Genomic DNA, 14441 nt, shown 5'->3' with positions numbered 1-14441 from the left:
ATCCACCAGCCACTTCACACCGCGTTCCACACGCACTGCACGGGGAGGTGCCCGGCCTATGCCGATGACGATGTCCAGGGCGAGGGTGGCACGGCGGATCGCCGCCGCCGCCGCGGTGGGCGGCGGCGGGATCGGTCTGCTCGGCGTGGCCGGTGTCGGCCTGCTGGTGACCGAGGTCCGCCTCGCCCGCCGTACGGTCGGCGGCTCCAGCGCCGTACCGCCCAGCGCGGACGGCCGCTACGGCTCCGCCTTCGCCCACCGCACCGACCGCCCCCCACTGCGCCTGGGCTTCCTCGGCGACTCCACGGCCGCGGGCCAGGGCGTGCACCGCCCCCGCCAGACACCGGGCGCGCTGCTCGCCTCCGGCCTCGCCGCCGTCGCGGAGCTCCCGGTCGACCTGCACAACGTGGCGCTGCCCGGCGCCCAGTCCGACGACCTCGAACGGCAGGTCACCCTCGTCCTCGCGGCGCCCGGCCCCACGCCCGACGTCGCCGTCATCATGATCGGCGCCAACGACGTCACCCACCGGATGCCGCCGGCCCGCTCGGTGCGCCTGCTCTCCGACGCGGTCCGCCGGCTCCGCGCGGCCGGCTGCGCCGTGGTCGTCGGCACCTGCCCCGACCTGGGCACCATCGAGCCCGTCTACCAGCCACTGCGCTGGGTCGCGCGCCGCCTGTCCCGGCAGCTCGCCGCCGCGCAGACCATAGGGGTGGTGGCGCACGGCGCCCGTACGGTCTCGCTCGGCGACCTGCTCGGCCCCGAGTTCGAGGCCCACCCCCGCGAACTGTTCGGCCCCGACAACTACCACCCCTCCGCCGAGGGCTACGCCACCGCCGCGATGGCCGTCCTGCCCACCCTCTGCGCCGCGCTGGGCCTGTGGCCCGAAGAGGAGCACCCGGAGCCGCACCGCCGCGAGGGCATCCTCCCGGTCGCCGAGGCCGCCGCCCAGGCCGCCGACGAGGGCGGCACCGAAGTCACCCCCACCCGCGCCCCGTGGGCCCTCCTCAAGCACCGCCGGCGGCGCCAGATCCCCACCCCGGACCCGGCGGAATCCGAAGCGGGGGCGAGCCGGGCGAGGGAGTGAGCGGTCCAGGCCGGTCCTGAGGCGCCTCCCAGCGGCGCCCCGCCCGCTCAATTCCAGCCCGTCCGCTCAATTCCAGCCCGTCCGGCGCTTGAGGACGAGCGAAGCGATACAGCCCGTCCGGCGCTTGAGGACGCCCGCCGCAAGCGCAACGGGCCCGCGGACACCCCTGCGCGCACCACGCTCCCCGCCGGCCGAGCGCAGCGATAAGCACCCGCTTAGAAAAGAGTCCCGCATCACAACCCCGCCCCCGTGACCTTCGCCCTACGTCCGGGTAACTTCCCCCACAGCCCTGCCAGTCCTTCCTCTGGAGCCGTCATGCCCGAAGCCGTGATCGTTTCTGCCGCCCGCTCCCCGATCGGACGCGCCTTCAAGGGCTCTCTGAAGGACGTGCGCCCGGACGACCTGACCGCCGAGATCATCGGGGCGGCGCTCGCCAAGGTCCCGGCCCTGGACCCGAAGGACATCGACGACCTGATGCTCGGCTGCGGCCTGCCCGGTGGCGAGCAGGGCCACAACCTGGGCCGCATCGTCGCCGTGCAGATGGGCATGGACCACCTGCCCGGCTGTACGGTCACCCGCTACTGCTCCTCCTCCCTCCAGACGACCCGCATGGCGCTGCACGCCATCAAGGCCGGCGAGGGCGACGTCTTCATCTCGGCCGGTGTCGAGACCGTCTCGCGCTCGGTGAAGGGCACCTCGGACGGCATGCCCGAGACCCACAACCCGCTGTTCGCCGACGCGGAGGCCCGTACGGCCGGCCGGGCCGAGCAGGAGGGCGCCGACTGGCACGACCCGCGCGAGGACGGCCTGCTGCCCGACCCGTACATCGCGATGGGGCAGACCGCCGAGAACCTGGCCCGCGCCAAGGGCATCACCCGCCAGGACATGGACGAGTTCGGCGTCCGGTCCCAGAACCTCGCCGAGAAGGCCATCAAGGACGGCTTCTGGGAGCGCGAGATCACGCCGGTGACCACCCCGGACGGCACGGTGGTCGGCAAGGACGACGGGCCGCGCGCGGGCGTCACCCTCGAAGGCGTACAGGGCCTCAAGCCGGTCTTCCGCCCCGACGGCCTGGTGACGGCGGGCAACTGCTGCCCCCTCAACGACGGCGCCGCCGCGCTCGTCGTCATGTCGGACACCAAGGCCCGTGAGCTGGGTCTGACGCCGCTCGCCCGGATCGTCTCCACCGGCGTCAGCGGCCTGTCGCCGGAGATCATGGGCTACGGCCCGGTCGAGGCGTCCAAGCAGGCGCTGCGGCGCGCGGGCCTGGGCATCTCCGACATCGACCTGGTCGAGATCAACGAGGCGTTCGCCGCCCAGGTGATCCCCTCGTACCGGGACCTCGGCATCGACCTGGACCGGCTGAACGTCAACGGCGGCGCGATCGCCGTCGGCCACCCCTTCGGGATGACCGGCGCGCGCATCACCACCACCCTGATCAACTCCCTCCAGTGGCACGACAAGCAGTTCGGCCTGGAGACGATGTGCGTGGGCGGCGGCCAGGGCATGGCCATGGTCATCGAGCGCCTGAGCTGACCCCGGCGGGGCAGGGCGCCGCCCCCGGCGGACGGCGCCCTGCCCCGGAGACTCCCGCCCGGCGGGTACGGCCGTCCCGTGCCGACCGCCCGGAGCCGCACGGCCGGCACGCTCCCGCCACCGTCCGTGTCCCTACGCGGCCGTACGTCCCCCAGAGGCGCCACACGCGCACCCTGAGTCCCAACTGACGTACGCAGAGCGACAATCGGTGATCTGGATCACCAGTTGACTGGATCGCGATCAAAGATCCCCCACGATTGTGACCAAACCCCCCACGGAACAGCGTTCCCGCAGGTCAGCGCGGTGTCACTCGAACGTACGAGGCCCAAATCCCTGTCCTTTCAAGGACCTGGGGCACTGGGACCGGTCGCCGACGACCGGCAGCCTGATGTAGGAAGTCGGGGGACATTCTGCTAATGGGAGTACGTCAGTGAGCGCCATCACCCTTGCCCTGCTGCTGGCCGCGGCTGCCGCCGTGGCTCTGGGAGCGGCCGCCCTGCACACCGCCCACGGGCTGCGCCGCCAGGTCACGGCGCTGCGCGCCGAGCTGCTCGCCGCGCACGCCGAGGCCCGCGCCGAGGCGCGGGCGCAGGTCGCCGCGGCGGTCATCCCCGCCGCCCGCGCCACCCCCGCCGCCGAGAACGCGCTCGCCGACATACGGGCCGCCGTCGCCGACGCGCTGGCCGAGGAACGGGAACGCGAACTGGCCGAGGCCCGCGCCTTCTGGGCCGCCCAGGAGGCCCGGGACGCCGCCGACGCCCCGTCCCTGCTGGGCCCGCTGGACGGCGGCACCGACCACCTCGATCCGCACGAGCGCCTCGACGACCCGTACTTCCTGCCCCGGCAGGCGGACCTGGCCGGGCTGGAGCCGCTGCTCGGCCCGGACGCGCTGCACGCCGCCGACGGGCCGGGCGCCCTGGAGCCGGTGGACGCGCTGGAGAGCGAGACGGCCGAGGAGGCCGAGGCCGCCGACCTGGCCGCCGCCCGCCGGCGCCACCCCTCGCACCCGGACTTCACCCCGTCCCCCGCCGTCGGGGACCACGAGCGCACCGTCAACCGCCTGGAGGAGCTGGCCCGCGACCGCACCCCGCTCTCGGACGTGCGCCCCGGCCCGCTCGGCACCCTGGACGTGTACGTCTTCGCCGACGGCACCACGGTCTGTATGACGCCCGGCCACCGCGAGACCGCCGAGCGCGTCGCCGCGGCCCTGCGCGAGGGCAGCACCCCGGTCCTGCTGGGCGGCTCCGGCATCTCCGGCGCGTACGCCCTGACGTTCTCCTGGGGCCCGGCCGCCGACGAGAGTGTCTACATTCTCGCGGACCGCGTCATCGCGTCCCTCTGAGAATCCGGCCGGAAGCAGCCCACCGGGGGCCTCAGCACCGCACCGCGGCCCCCCGTACCAGCTCCACCGCCGACGCCAGCTCCCGTTCGTCGCCCGCGGCGCGCACCGCCTCCACCAAGTCGTGCCCGGCCACCGCCACTTGGTCACCGACCGCGAACATCCCCGCGTCCGGGAACGCGCGCGGCTCCCGTCCGGGCTCTTCGATACGCTCCGCACGGCCCGCCAACTCGCGCGCCAGCGCGAGCGCTTCGGCCGCCGAACCGCGCGCCAGGGTGCTCTGCGGCAGCGCCCGCAGGCGGTCGGCGAGGGCGTCCACGGCAGTCTGCAAAGGCATCACGTCAAGCACAGGCCGAGCTTATGCGCCACTCCCGGGTGGTTGCCAACACCCCAACGGTCAGGCACGGTGGGCTGAAGGACCAGCATCGAACGCGTCCGGAGGCGCCGATGTCTCAACTCTTCTCCGAAGAGACCCACCGGAACCTGCTCTCCCGCATCCCCCACTGCACCGGCCGTGAAGTCTCCGACTGGCTTCGCACGGTAGATGAAGGCCCCGCTCTCTTCCGCTTCGAGGAGAAGGTCAGCTGGCTCCGAGGCGAGCACAACCTCGCTTACGGGCACGCCAAGGCGATCGTGCACGAGTACGACCTCAGGCGCGCCGCGCGCAAGCTGTAGCCGTGCCCGCCCGGGTGAACGCCGAAGGGCCCGTGGGGAAGACTCCCCACGGGCCCTTCGTCACGTCACCGCGCCGGGCGCCGGCCGCACGGACGGCGGCCGGCCCTCCGGCGGACCTCAGTCCCTCAGGATCGAGATCAGCCGCAGCAGCTCCATGTAGATCCACGCCAGGGTCACGGTCAGGCCGAACGCGGCCAGCCAGGACTCCTCGCGCGGCGCGCCGTACGCGATGCCGTCCTCGACCTGCTTGAAGTCCAGCGCCAGGCACAGCGCGCCGAGCACGACGCCGACGACACCGAACAGGATGCCCATGCCGCCGCTGCGGAAGCCGAGGCCGTCACCGCCGCCGAAGGCCATGAACAGCACGTTGACCAGCGACAGCAGCACGAAGCCGAGCAGCGCGATCATCAGGTAGCGGGTGAAGCGGGCGGTGACCCGGATGATGCGGGTCTTGTAGGCGACGAGCATGGCGACGAAGACCGCCATGGTGCCCATCACCGCCTGCATGGGCGCGCCGCTGAGCTTCGGCAGATCGTTGATCGCGCCGCTGAGCGCGCCGAGGAACAGGCCCTCGAAGGCGGCGTAGGTCAGGATCAGGGCCGGCGACGGCTTGCGCTTGAAGGACTGGACGAACGCCAGCACCATCGCGATCAGCCCGGCGCCGATGGCGAAGCCGAGGCTCTGCGTCAGGAAGATCCAGCCGACGGCCGCACCGGCGATGACCGTGCCGAGCGTCATGCCGGTGCGCAGCACGACGTCGTCCATCGTCATCGGGCGGGTGGTCTGCGGCGCGTACTGCGGTGCCTGGGTGCCCTGCGCGGATGCGTCGGTGGGGCCCTGGGCGTACGGGTTGCCGCCCTGGGCGTACGGGTTCGTTCCGGCGTAAGGGTTCGCTGCGGGGCCCCCGGCCTGCGGCGGCGCGTTGAAGCCCGCGTAGCCGTTGTTGTCGCGGCTGAACCCCCGTCGCGAGAAGACCGGGTTGCTGCTCCTCATCTCACTCCTCCATGGCCGCCGTGCGCGGCCTTCCCACAAGGGTAATGGCTTGGCAAAAGCACGTTCTAGTTCTTGAGCAGGATCTTCACCGCAACTTCGGGTGATCAACCCCGCACGGGGACGATTCCCACCAGTGGATCTCCCCTGTAGGACGTACGGGAGGGCGAGAAGGTGCCCGGACGCCGTCGAGGGACCGTACGCGGGCGGCGTGCGGTCCCTCGACGGGTTTCGGCGGCCGGTGGCCGGCCGCCGGACGGGTCACTCGTTGTTGACGCCGTTCTGGGAGAGCAGCGGCAGCTTGTCGATGAGGTGCGACAGCGGCTCGTCCTCCTTGCCCTGCGTCGAGTTCTCGACACACTGCTGCTTCTGCGGCGAGGACAGGATGTCCTGCGCGATGCCGACGTTGACCAGGGCCACGATCGACTGCAGGTTGGCGTCGACCGGAATGCCGATGCACAGCTTGTTCAGCGAGTCGCCGATGAGCGTGGCGTCCGGGCTCATGTCGCCTTCGGTGCCGCCGTTGCCGAACGCCTGGCCCGCGTGGTTTCCGTTGGCCGTCGCCGTACCGCGGTCGTCCCCCACTGCCATGGCCTGCGGAGCCGCGGCCGCGGAGACACCGATCAGAGACGCGGCAACCGCCACGCTCGCCATCATCTTGTTCATCTCGAAACCCCTTCAGGAAATGAACTCCCATGACGAAGGGAGCCCTGTAAGCAACAACCGGTCACGGCTGAGAAAGTTGCGCATCATCACCCGAACAGATCGACATTCCAGTTCCCGGACCCGTAATTCCACTCTTCCGTGTCGGCTGTCGCACGGTTCTCCAGGGGACGCTTCTCCCGGTCCGCCGAATAACGAAAGGGCAAGGGTTCTGGCATGGCCGCCCCCATGGACGCGATGCGCGTGAAAGAGGAAATCGTGGACGCGGTGCGCCGCGGTGACGACGTGGACGTCGATGTACTACTGGGCCGCTTTGCGCGGCTCGCCGATTTCGAGGCGCTGATGAGTCTGCGCAGGGACCTGCTGGAAAGCCCGCAGGAGCCCGCCTGAGGCGGGCCGGCGGTGCGCGCGAAAGGGCCTGCGATGCCGGTCGACGGCACCGCAGGCCCCGGCCCCGGTTTCACGCAGCGACGGGTTCCGTCACTGATTGTTGTTTCCGTTGGCGGACAGCACCGGGAGCTTGTCGATGAGGTGCGACAGCGGCTCGTCGCCCTTGACCTGGGTCGAGTTCTCGACACACTGCTGCATCTGCGGCGAGGAGAGCACGTCCTGCAGGATGCCGACGTTGACCAGCGCGACGATCGACTGCAGGTTGGCCTTGGCCGGCAGGGCGATGCAGGGCTTGTTGAAGGAGCCCTGGATGAGCGCGAACTGCGGGCTCATGTTCCCCGCCGTGGCGAAGTTGCCGTAGGTCTGGGCCGCACCGTTGCCGTTGACCGTACTGACCCCACGGTCGTCACCGACGGCCACCGCCTGCGGGGCGGCGGCGGCCGCGATACCGACAAAGGAAGCAGCCGTGGCTGCCGTTGCCAGCGCCTTCTTGATCATGTTTGATCCTTCGCGTTTCGGGATGCCCTTTACCCGGGGCGATCTGAACAACTCGGTGTGACGAGCATGGTTTTGCTACATCACTCAAATGATGTGGCACACAACTGAGCGCAACAGCTGTGGCTGCGGCCGGCGCCCCGGCCCCGCGGTGCCTTTCGCGGCTCCCCGGGAATCGGCCGCGTCCCGGCCGGCGCACCGCCCGGCGGCATATCCGCGGGCCGGGCGCTATCCGCGCTTTCCGGCCGGCTTGGCCACCTCGACACCCCGAAGTCCCGGCGTCTTCTCGGTGACGTCCCCGACGGTCTTCAGCAGCTTCCTGGTGGCCTTGGACTTCTGCAGTCCCTCGGCCGTGCCCTCGACCGTCTCGACCACCGGGTCCAGCTGCCGGCCGTCCAGCTGCTTGTTGCTCAGGGCGTCCGTGAGGCCACCGTTCAGGCTGAAACTCGGCACCTGCCCCTGTGTGCCGGCGAAAACGGGGGACGCCGCTCCCAGAACCATGGCGGAACCGGCCAGAAACGCGGCAGTCTTCGCGTACTTCACTTTCAGCTGTCCTTTCCTGAGCGGTGATGCCCGCAGCCGCGGCCGAACTCGCCGCGCGATCTTTCCGGCACTGCCCGGATCACCGCTTTTTCAGTGGTTAACGATGCCGGCCCGAAAGAGAAACTCCGCTGGTTTCACCGCTTCTGGGCCCCTCGAACGGCGATCGGCCCCGGCACGCGTGGCTGGCGCGCCGGGGCCTTTCGCTGCATCCTCTGCTACCCGTCCGACGCGGTACGTCAGTCGTTCACACAGGTGTTGCCGAACGCCGGGTTCAGCAGACCGATGATGTCGATCGAGTTCCCGCAGAGGTTGACCGGGATGTGCACCGGGATCTGCAGGACATTGCCCGAGATGACGCCGGGCGAGTTCTGGGCGGCGCCCGAGGCGCCGGCGTCGGCGAACGCCGGGGTGGCGGCCCCGACCGCCATGAGCGTTCCAGCAGCGACTGCGGCAACCTTCGCGTACTTCACTTTCAGCCCTTTCCGCAGCGGAGTCCGAAACGGTCACGTCCTTCGTGCCGCACGGGCACCCTCAAGATCACCCGTAACACCGCTACCAATATGCCTAACGATTCGTCCGCGCCGACGAAACTCCCGCGAAGTCGATTTTCACGAGGAATCGCCCATATGGTTCAGCGCGGGGCCCAGCCAGAAGAGTGGTAATGCAGGTACTGCGCGCGCTTTTCACAAAGCGCAAAGGCCCGGTTCGTTCAGGAGGAGAGAACCGACGTCCCGGGCCTTTTACGACTGCCCGGCTCAGCTGTTGTTGACGCCGTTCTCGGACAGCAGCGGGAGCTTGTCGATGATGTGCGACAGCGGCTCGTCACCCTTGGACTGCGTCGAGTTCTCGACACACTGCTGCTTCTGCGGCGAGGACAGGACGTCCTGCAGGATGCCGACGTTGACGAGCGCGACGATCGACTGCAGGTTGGCGTCGATCGGGATACCGATGCAGGGCTTGTTGAGCGTGCCGTCGATCAGGCTCAGCTGCGGGGCCATGTCGCCTTCGGTGCTGGAGTTGCCGAACGCCTGCTCCGCGCCGTTGCCGTTGGCCGTCGACGTGCCGCGACCGTCACCGACCGCCATGGCCTGCGGAGCCGCCATGGCCGAAACGCCGACGATGGACGCAGCTACGGCCGTCGTGGCCAGGAACTTCTTGATCACGATTCACCCTTCTCGAAGCGGAGTGCCCGTTTCCGGAGCGTCCTGGACAACTCGTGGCCGCCAGTTCAGTTTCGCCGGTTCACCCGAATGCCACGAAACCGTAGACACATATCACCGCACTGCCGGGGTGACTGGGAGTGGGGCATGGCGAACAGCGCTCCCGAGACCGTCCGCCCGGTGCCGGCCTCGCGTAAATGAGCGAAACCACGGCCGGCTGTGCTCACCGTGTCTTTCCGCTTGCGGGCTGTCATAATCCCGCCACACAGAGAAAGGCCCCGCGATCCGCGGGGCCTTTCCCGGTCTTCAGCGTGACGGCGGTACGGGATTTCGCCCGTCCCGCGGCAGCCGGCTCACTGCTCGACGTTGCCGATCGCCAGGCCGACCTTGGTGACGTTCTTCTTGTACTTGAACTTGTACGTGTCGTTGTCGTTGTACGTGTACGCCTTGTTGTCGTTGTACTCGTTGTGCTCCTTGTGCACCCGGTCACAGTGGAACTTGCCGTACTTGGCACCGCAGTTGCTGCCGGCGGTGAGCCGCGGCGCGTCGTCCCAGGACGCAGCGGAGGCCATCCCCGAGAGCGGGACGATGGCAAGGGCGGCGATGGCGACCGAGCCGGCGGTACGACCGATGAACTTGCGCATGCTTTCTCTCCTCGTGCGCAGAAATGTGACATCGGATGTCTACCGCCCCGCATGTGATCGAACACGCGCTGCCATGTGATATATCTGTTCGGGTCCGAAGTGCGACCATTTGCAGCACCAGCGTTTCCCCCGTGGAAATGCTTGCGCTATCCGCGACCGCACGCATTCGCACGGTGCGCCGAATGCGGCCGTGCCCCGCGGTACGGGGCGCCTCCCGCCCCCACACGGGGCGGCTCCCGACGGCCCGGGCGGCAGGGGCGCGCCGCCCGGAGCGGACCGGCGCCGGGGGGACGGACGCGCCGCCCGGCACACTGGGCAGTAGCGGGGAATCCGCCCCGGCAGCCCGGCCGCGTCCGGGTGCACACGTGGAGGAGCGATGTCCCAAGGCAGGCGGCGCCTGACGATCACCACGGTCGTCGACGCCGAGGAGTGCGCGGTGCTCCGGGTGGCCGGGGAGCTGGACGTGCACGCGGAGCGGCAGTTCCTGGACGAGTCCGGGGCCGTGATCGCGGCGGGGCACCGGTTCCTGGTGCTGGACCTGACCGCGCTGCGGTTCTGCGACTCCCGCGGCCTGAACTGCCTGCTCGCCCTGGAATGGCTGTGCCGGCGCATGAACGGGCGGCTGCTGCTCGCCTCCCTGGGGGTGCGCGTCCTGCACGTCCTCCTGGTCACCCGGGCCGTGGACGCGCTGGCCTGCTTCCCGACCGTCGGGCACGCGCTGGCCGCCGTCCCGCCGGAGATCCGTCCGGTCTGGCCGCCCGGCGGTGCCGCGGCGTCCGCCGACGGTGCCGCGCCCGCGAGCCCCGACGGCGGCGGGCCGGACGACAGGGACGAAGGCGACATCAAGACCGATGACGTCAAGAGCGGTGACGCACACACGCACCGGTTCCACGATCGGAAGTAACCGCTCCGGCAGGCCGCCGGGGCCGGACCACTCCGGGCGCCCGCGCGCCCCACGCGCCGGCCGTCCGCCGACGCCCAAGTACTGTGCCCGGAGCCGGACTTGAACCGGCACGGCCCGAAGGCCAGCGAGGTTTAAGCTCGCCGTGTCTGCATTCCACCATCCGGGCCTGGGAACCCCCATGCCGCCTCAAAGGGGGCAGCACGAGCCTAGCCCGCAGTACCGTCTGAACAGGGGTCCGTCTTCCCGAGGTTGTCTTATTTTATTGGCAACTGAGGGGTCATCAGCGACTGGTACGGGCCTTGGGCACATGCCTGCGGCCCACCCCCGCCGTTCCGGCGGCTGCCGCGAAACGTGCCCGGATTGACGGAAACTCGATGCCTGGCGCGCGCCCCCGCGAGCGCCCTTCCCGCCCCCCGCCACCGAGGGTCGCCGTCATACCCAGGGATGACCGACCGGCCCCGCGCTACGCCCCAGGGCTCCCCCAGGACCGCCTCAAGGGCTGACGTTGCCGTACCGGCACCGCCCCCACGATGGAACGGGCGGCTTTTTCACCGGCAGCCCCCACGGTCCCGACGTTCGACAGGAGTCCCTTCCCGTGACCACCACCCACTCCGGCGTTCCCACCGCCACCCGCGCCACGGTGGCCGCACGCGCCACGGATCTCACCAAGGTCTACGGACAGGGCGAGACCCAGGTGGTCGCGCTCGACCAGGTGTCCGTCGACTTCCGGCAGGCCGAGTTCACCGCGATCATGGGCCCCTCCGGGTCCGGCAAGTCGACCCTGATGCACTGCATGGCGGGGCTGGACGCCATATCCCGCGGCTCGGCCCTCATCGGCGACACCGAGCTGAACGGCCTGAAGGACAAGCATCTGACCCGGCTGCGCCGCGACAAGATCGGCTTCATCTTCCAGGCGTTCAACCTGCTGCCGACGCTGACCGCGCTGGAGAACATCACGCTGCCGATGGACATCGCGGGCCGCAAGCCCGACCGCCAGTGGCTGGACCGGGTCGTCACGACCGTCGGCCTGTCCGGGCGCCTCAAGCACCGGCCGAACCAGCTCTCCGGCGGCCAGCAGCAGCGCGTCGCGGTGGCCCGCGCACTGGCCTCCCGGCCCGAGATCATCTTCGCCGACGAGCCCACCGGCAACCTCGACTCCCGCTCCGGCGCCGAGGTGCTGGGCTTCCTGCGCAACTCCGTACGGGAACTGGGCCAGACCGTGGTGATGGTGACGCACGACCCGGTGGCGGCGGCGTACGCGGACCGCGTGATCTTCCTCGCCGACGGCCGGATCGTCGACGACATGGCCGACCCGACCGCCGACCGGGTGCTGGAGCGCATGAAGGGCTTCGACGCCAGGGGCCGGGTCAGCTGACCGGCACCAGCAGCCAGCTCACCGCCCCACTCCCACAGGACTGACAATGCTCCGAACCGCCTTGCGCAACGTGCTCGCGCACAAGGCCCGGCTGCTGATGACCGTCCTCGCCGTCATGCTCGGCGTGGCCTTCGTCTCCGGCACCCTGGTCTTCACCTCCACCCTCTCCGACGCCACGCAGAAGAGCTCGCAGAAGGGTCTCTCCGGCGTGGACGTGGCCGTCTCGCCGCACCGCTCGGACGCCGCCGACGCCAATCCGGGCAAGGCCCCCGGGCTGAGCCAGGCACTGCTCGACAAGGCGGGCAAGGTCCCCGGCGCGGCCGGCGCCACCGGCACCGTCGACGGGTTCACCGCCATCGCCGACAAGAAGGGCGAGCTCGCCGGCAACGGCGCCAGCTCCCAGGGCCGCAACTACTACCCCGGCGCCGACGGCAAGGACGCCCGCTTCCCGATGGCGTCCGGCACCGCCCCCAAGGGAGCGCACGAAGTCGCGCTGGACTCCGGGACCGCCCGGAAGGCCGGCTACAAGGCAGGCGACACCGTACGGCTGTCCGTCGACGGCCCGGTCCGCGAGATGAAGGTCTCCGGCATCTTCACCACCGACGACGGCGCGGTCACCTCCGGCGGCAGCCTCGCGCTGTTCGACACCGCGACGGCGCAGAAGCTGTTCGGCGCGCCCGGCGAGTTCAGCGAGATCGACGTCAAGGCCGCGCCCGGCACGTCCCAGGACGCGCTGAAGTCGGCGGTCGACAAGGTGCTGCCGGACACCGCCGAGTCCGTCACCGGCAAGAAGATGGCCGACGACCAGGCCGAGATGATCGCCAAGAGCATGGACAGCATGAAGACCGGCCTGCTGGCCTTCGCCGGTATCGCGCTCTTCGTCGGCATCTTCATCATCGCCAACACCTTCACCATGCTGGTCGCCCAGCGCACCAAGGAACTGGCCCTGATGCGCGCGGTGGGCGCCAGCCGCCGCCAGGTCACCCGCTCGGTGCTCATCGAGGCGTTCGTGGTCGGCGCGGTGGCCGCCGTCACCGGTCTGCTGGCCGGTATCGGCATCGGCGCCGGGCTGCGCGCGCTGACCGGCGCCCTCGGCACCGTTCCGGAGGGCCCGCTGGTCGTCGCCCCCTCCACCATCGTCGTCTCGCTGCTGGTGGGCACCGTGGTGACGGTGCTCGCCGCCTGGCTGCCGGGCCGCCGCGCCGCGAAGATCCCGCCGGTCGCCGCGATGAACAGCGTGCACGCCGCGGCGACCACCCGGTCCCTGGTCGTCCGCAACGCCATCGGCGCGGTCCTGGCCGCCGCGGGCACCGCCGGTGTGCTGGGCGCCACCGCGATCGGCGCCGACGGCAAGGGCCTGATGGCGCTCGGCGCCGGGCTGCTGCTGATCGGTGTCTTCGTGCTGACCCCGCTGCTGTCCCGCCCGCTGATCGCGGCCGTCGCGCCCGTCCTGCGTGCCTTCGGCGTCTCGGGGAAGCTGGCCCGGCAGAACGCGGTGCGCAACCCGCGCCGTACGGCCGCCACGGCCTCCGCCCTGATGATCGGCCTGACCCTGGTCACCGGCCTGACCGTGATCGCGGGCAGTGTCCAAAAGGGCATCGACAAGATGGCGACCGACTCCCTGAAGGCGGACTACGTCGTCGGCATGGCCACCATGGGCCCGCTCTCCCCCGACGTGGCGAAGAAGCTGGCGGCCGACCCCGAGGTCACCGCGTCCAGCCCGCTGCGCCGGGCCGACGCCCGGATCGGCGGCGAGTCGGAGCCCCTGACCGGGGTCGACGGCAAGGCGATCGGCGAGCTGACGAACCTGAAGTTCACCGCGGGCTCCCTCGACGGGCTCGGCGCCCCGAAGGCGAACCGGGCGGTCGTCGACAGCGCTACCGCGAAGCAGCACGGCTGGCAGGTCGGCTCGTCCTTCGAGACGACCTTCGAGGACGGCAAGAAGGGGCGGCTCACCGTCTCCGGTGTCTTCGAGGGCAACGACATGCTGCGGGGCATCCTGCTCGACACCTCCGTGCTGACCCCGCACCAGAAGCAGCCCGCCGACCGGCAGGTGATGGTCAAGACGAAGGGCGGCGCGTCCGAGGCGGCCAAGGACTCGCTGGTCGAGACGCTCGGCAAGAACCCGGCGATCTCCGTGCAGGACAAGCAGGACGTGTCCGAGGGCATCGCGAAGATGATCAACCTGCTGCTGAACATGCTCTACGGGCTGCTCGCCATGGCCGTGGTCGTCGCGGTGCTCGGCGTGGTCAACACCCTGGCGATGTCGGTCTTCGAACGGTCGCAGGAGATCGGCATGCTGCGGGCGATCGGCCTGGACCGGGCCGGCGTCAAGCGGATGGTGCGGCTGGAGTCGCTGGTGATCGCGCTGTTCGGCGGGGTCCTCGGCATCGGCCTGGGCGTCTTCTTCGGCTGGGCGGCCGGTGAGCTGATCGGCAGCTCGATGGGCACCTACGAGCTGGTGCTCCCGTGGGGCCGGATGGGCCTCTTCCTGGCGCTCGCCGCGGTGGTCGGCGTACTGGCCGCGCTGTGGCCGGCCCGCCGGGCCGCGCGGCTGAACATGCTGGCGGCGATCAAGGCCGAGTAGCGGACGCCGGCACGACGGGGCCCCGGTGCCCGGACCGCAGCGCGCGGTCCGGGCAC

General features: G+C 70.6%; 16 protein-coding genes and 1 tRNA gene. 8 read left to right on the top strand and 9 right to left on the bottom strand.

The genetic code is table 11. The annotated features are described in order from the left end of the window. The first annotated feature begins 70 nt into the window (after positions 1-70). From ACFV57_RS28530 to ACFV57_RS28520, 3 genes are all read left to right on the top strand, one after another. The gene (locus ACFV57_RS28530) at positions 71-1084 is read left to right on the top strand and encodes an SGNH/GDSL hydrolase family protein (protein WP_385238151.1); all 1014 of its coding nucleotides are present in this window, start codon (positions 71-73) and stop codon (positions 1082-1084) included. A gap of 315 nt (positions 1085-1399) precedes the next feature. Beyond that, entirely contained in the window at positions 1400-2620 is a 1221-nt protein-coding gene (locus tag ACFV57_RS28525; protein WP_385238149.1) for an acetyl-CoA C-acetyltransferase, read from the top strand. A 430-nt stretch (positions 2621-3050) separates the two neighbouring features. After that, a complete protein-coding gene (locus tag ACFV57_RS28520; RefSeq protein WP_385238147.1) occupies positions 3051-3962 on the top strand; it encodes a hypothetical protein in 912 nt (303 codons plus the stop codon). 31 nt (positions 3963-3993) lie between these two features. Here ACFV57_RS28520 and ACFV57_RS28515 read toward each other — a convergent pair whose 3' ends face one another. Further along, positions 3994-4296 carry a hypothetical protein gene (locus ACFV57_RS28515; RefSeq protein WP_385238146.1) on the bottom strand — a complete coding sequence of 101 codons (303 nt, stop codon included), beginning with the start codon at positions 4294-4296 and terminating at the stop codon, positions 3994-3996. 110 nt (positions 4297-4406) lie between these two features. Here ACFV57_RS28515 and ACFV57_RS28510 point away from each other — a divergent pair, with 110 nt between their 5' ends. After that, positions 4407-4634, top strand: a complete 228-nt coding sequence (locus tag ACFV57_RS28510) for a DUF4287 domain-containing protein (protein WP_003984087.1) — start codon at positions 4407-4409, stop codon at positions 4632-4634. 117 nt (positions 4635-4751) lie between these two features. On the opposite strand, the gene ACFV57_RS28505 is transcribed toward ACFV57_RS28510, so the two are convergent. Both ACFV57_RS28505 and ACFV57_RS28500 read right to left on the bottom strand, forming a co-directional pair. After that, positions 4752-5627 (bottom strand): Bax inhibitor-1/YccA family protein, encoded by an 876-nt coding sequence (locus tag ACFV57_RS28505; RefSeq protein ID WP_385238144.1) that lies wholly within the window; start codon positions 5625-5627, stop codon positions 4752-4754. Positions 5628-5885: 258 nt separating this feature from the next. Then, the gene (locus ACFV57_RS28500; protein WP_385238142.1) at positions 5886-6290 is read right to left on the bottom strand and encodes a rodlin; all 405 of its coding nucleotides are present in this window, start codon (positions 6288-6290) and stop codon (positions 5886-5888) included. 213 nt (positions 6291-6503) lie between these two features. On the opposite strand from ACFV57_RS28500, the gene ACFV57_RS28495 reads away from it, so the two are divergent. Then, a complete protein-coding gene (locus ACFV57_RS28495) occupies positions 6504-6677 on the top strand; it encodes a hypothetical protein (protein WP_385238141.1) in 174 nt (57 codons plus the stop codon). A gap of 90 nt (positions 6678-6767) precedes the next feature. Here the strand turns inward: ACFV57_RS28495 and ACFV57_RS28490 are convergent, their stop codons facing one another. The 5 genes from ACFV57_RS28490 to ACFV57_RS28470 form a co-directional block, all read right to left on the bottom strand. Further along, positions 6768-7175: a rodlin gene (locus tag ACFV57_RS28490; RefSeq protein WP_385238139.1), complete on the bottom strand. Its 408-nt coding sequence runs from the start codon at positions 7173-7175 to the stop codon at positions 6768-6770. Between the two features lie 225 nt (positions 7176-7400). Beyond that, positions 7401-7715: a hypothetical protein gene (locus ACFV57_RS28485; RefSeq protein ID WP_385238138.1), complete on the bottom strand. Its 315-nt coding sequence runs from the start codon at positions 7713-7715 to the stop codon at positions 7401-7403. Between the two features lie 236 nt (positions 7716-7951). Then, positions 7952-8185, bottom strand: a complete 234-nt coding sequence (locus ACFV57_RS28480; protein WP_385238136.1) for a chaplin — start codon at positions 8183-8185, stop codon at positions 7952-7954. 285 nt (positions 8186-8470) lie between these two features. Then, positions 8471-8878 carry a rodlin gene (locus tag ACFV57_RS28475; RefSeq protein ID WP_385238135.1) on the bottom strand — a complete coding sequence of 136 codons (408 nt, stop codon included), beginning with the start codon at positions 8876-8878 and terminating at the stop codon, positions 8471-8473. Between the two features lie 350 nt (positions 8879-9228). After that, entirely contained in the window at positions 9229-9519 is a 291-nt protein-coding gene (locus ACFV57_RS28470) for a hypothetical protein (protein WP_385238133.1), read from the bottom strand. Between the two features lie 376 nt (positions 9520-9895). Here ACFV57_RS28470 and ACFV57_RS28465 point away from each other — a divergent pair, with 376 nt between their 5' ends. Beyond that, positions 9896-10423 (top strand): STAS domain-containing protein, encoded by a 528-nt coding sequence (locus ACFV57_RS28465; RefSeq protein WP_385238132.1) that lies wholly within the window; start codon positions 9896-9898, stop codon positions 10421-10423. An 84-nt stretch (positions 10424-10507) separates the two neighbouring features. Here ACFV57_RS28465 and ACFV57_RS28460 read toward each other — a convergent pair. Further along, a tRNA-Leu gene (locus tag ACFV57_RS28460) sits at positions 10508-10589 on the bottom strand. Positions 10590-11018: 429 nt separating this feature from the next. Here ACFV57_RS28460 and ACFV57_RS28455 point away from each other — a divergent pair. Both ACFV57_RS28455 and ACFV57_RS28450 read left to right on the top strand, forming a co-directional pair. After that, positions 11019-11798, top strand: a complete 780-nt coding sequence (locus ACFV57_RS28455; protein ID WP_385238130.1) for an ABC transporter ATP-binding protein — start codon at positions 11019-11021, stop codon at positions 11796-11798. Between the two features lie 46 nt (positions 11799-11844). Continuing rightward, positions 11845-14385, top strand: a complete 2541-nt coding sequence (locus tag ACFV57_RS28450; RefSeq protein ID WP_385238129.1) for an ABC transporter permease — start codon at positions 11845-11847, stop codon at positions 14383-14385. Positions 14386-14441 lie beyond the last annotated feature (56 nt).

The sequence above is a fragment of the Streptomyces sp. NPDC059788 genome (assembly GCF_042732265.1).
In the GTDB taxonomy this organism is placed as follows: Bacteria; Actinomycetota; Actinomycetes; order Streptomycetales; family Streptomycetaceae; genus Streptomyces.
Note: the sequence above shows the minus strand (reverse complement) of the source record. Positions and strands in the feature narration are given on the sequence as shown.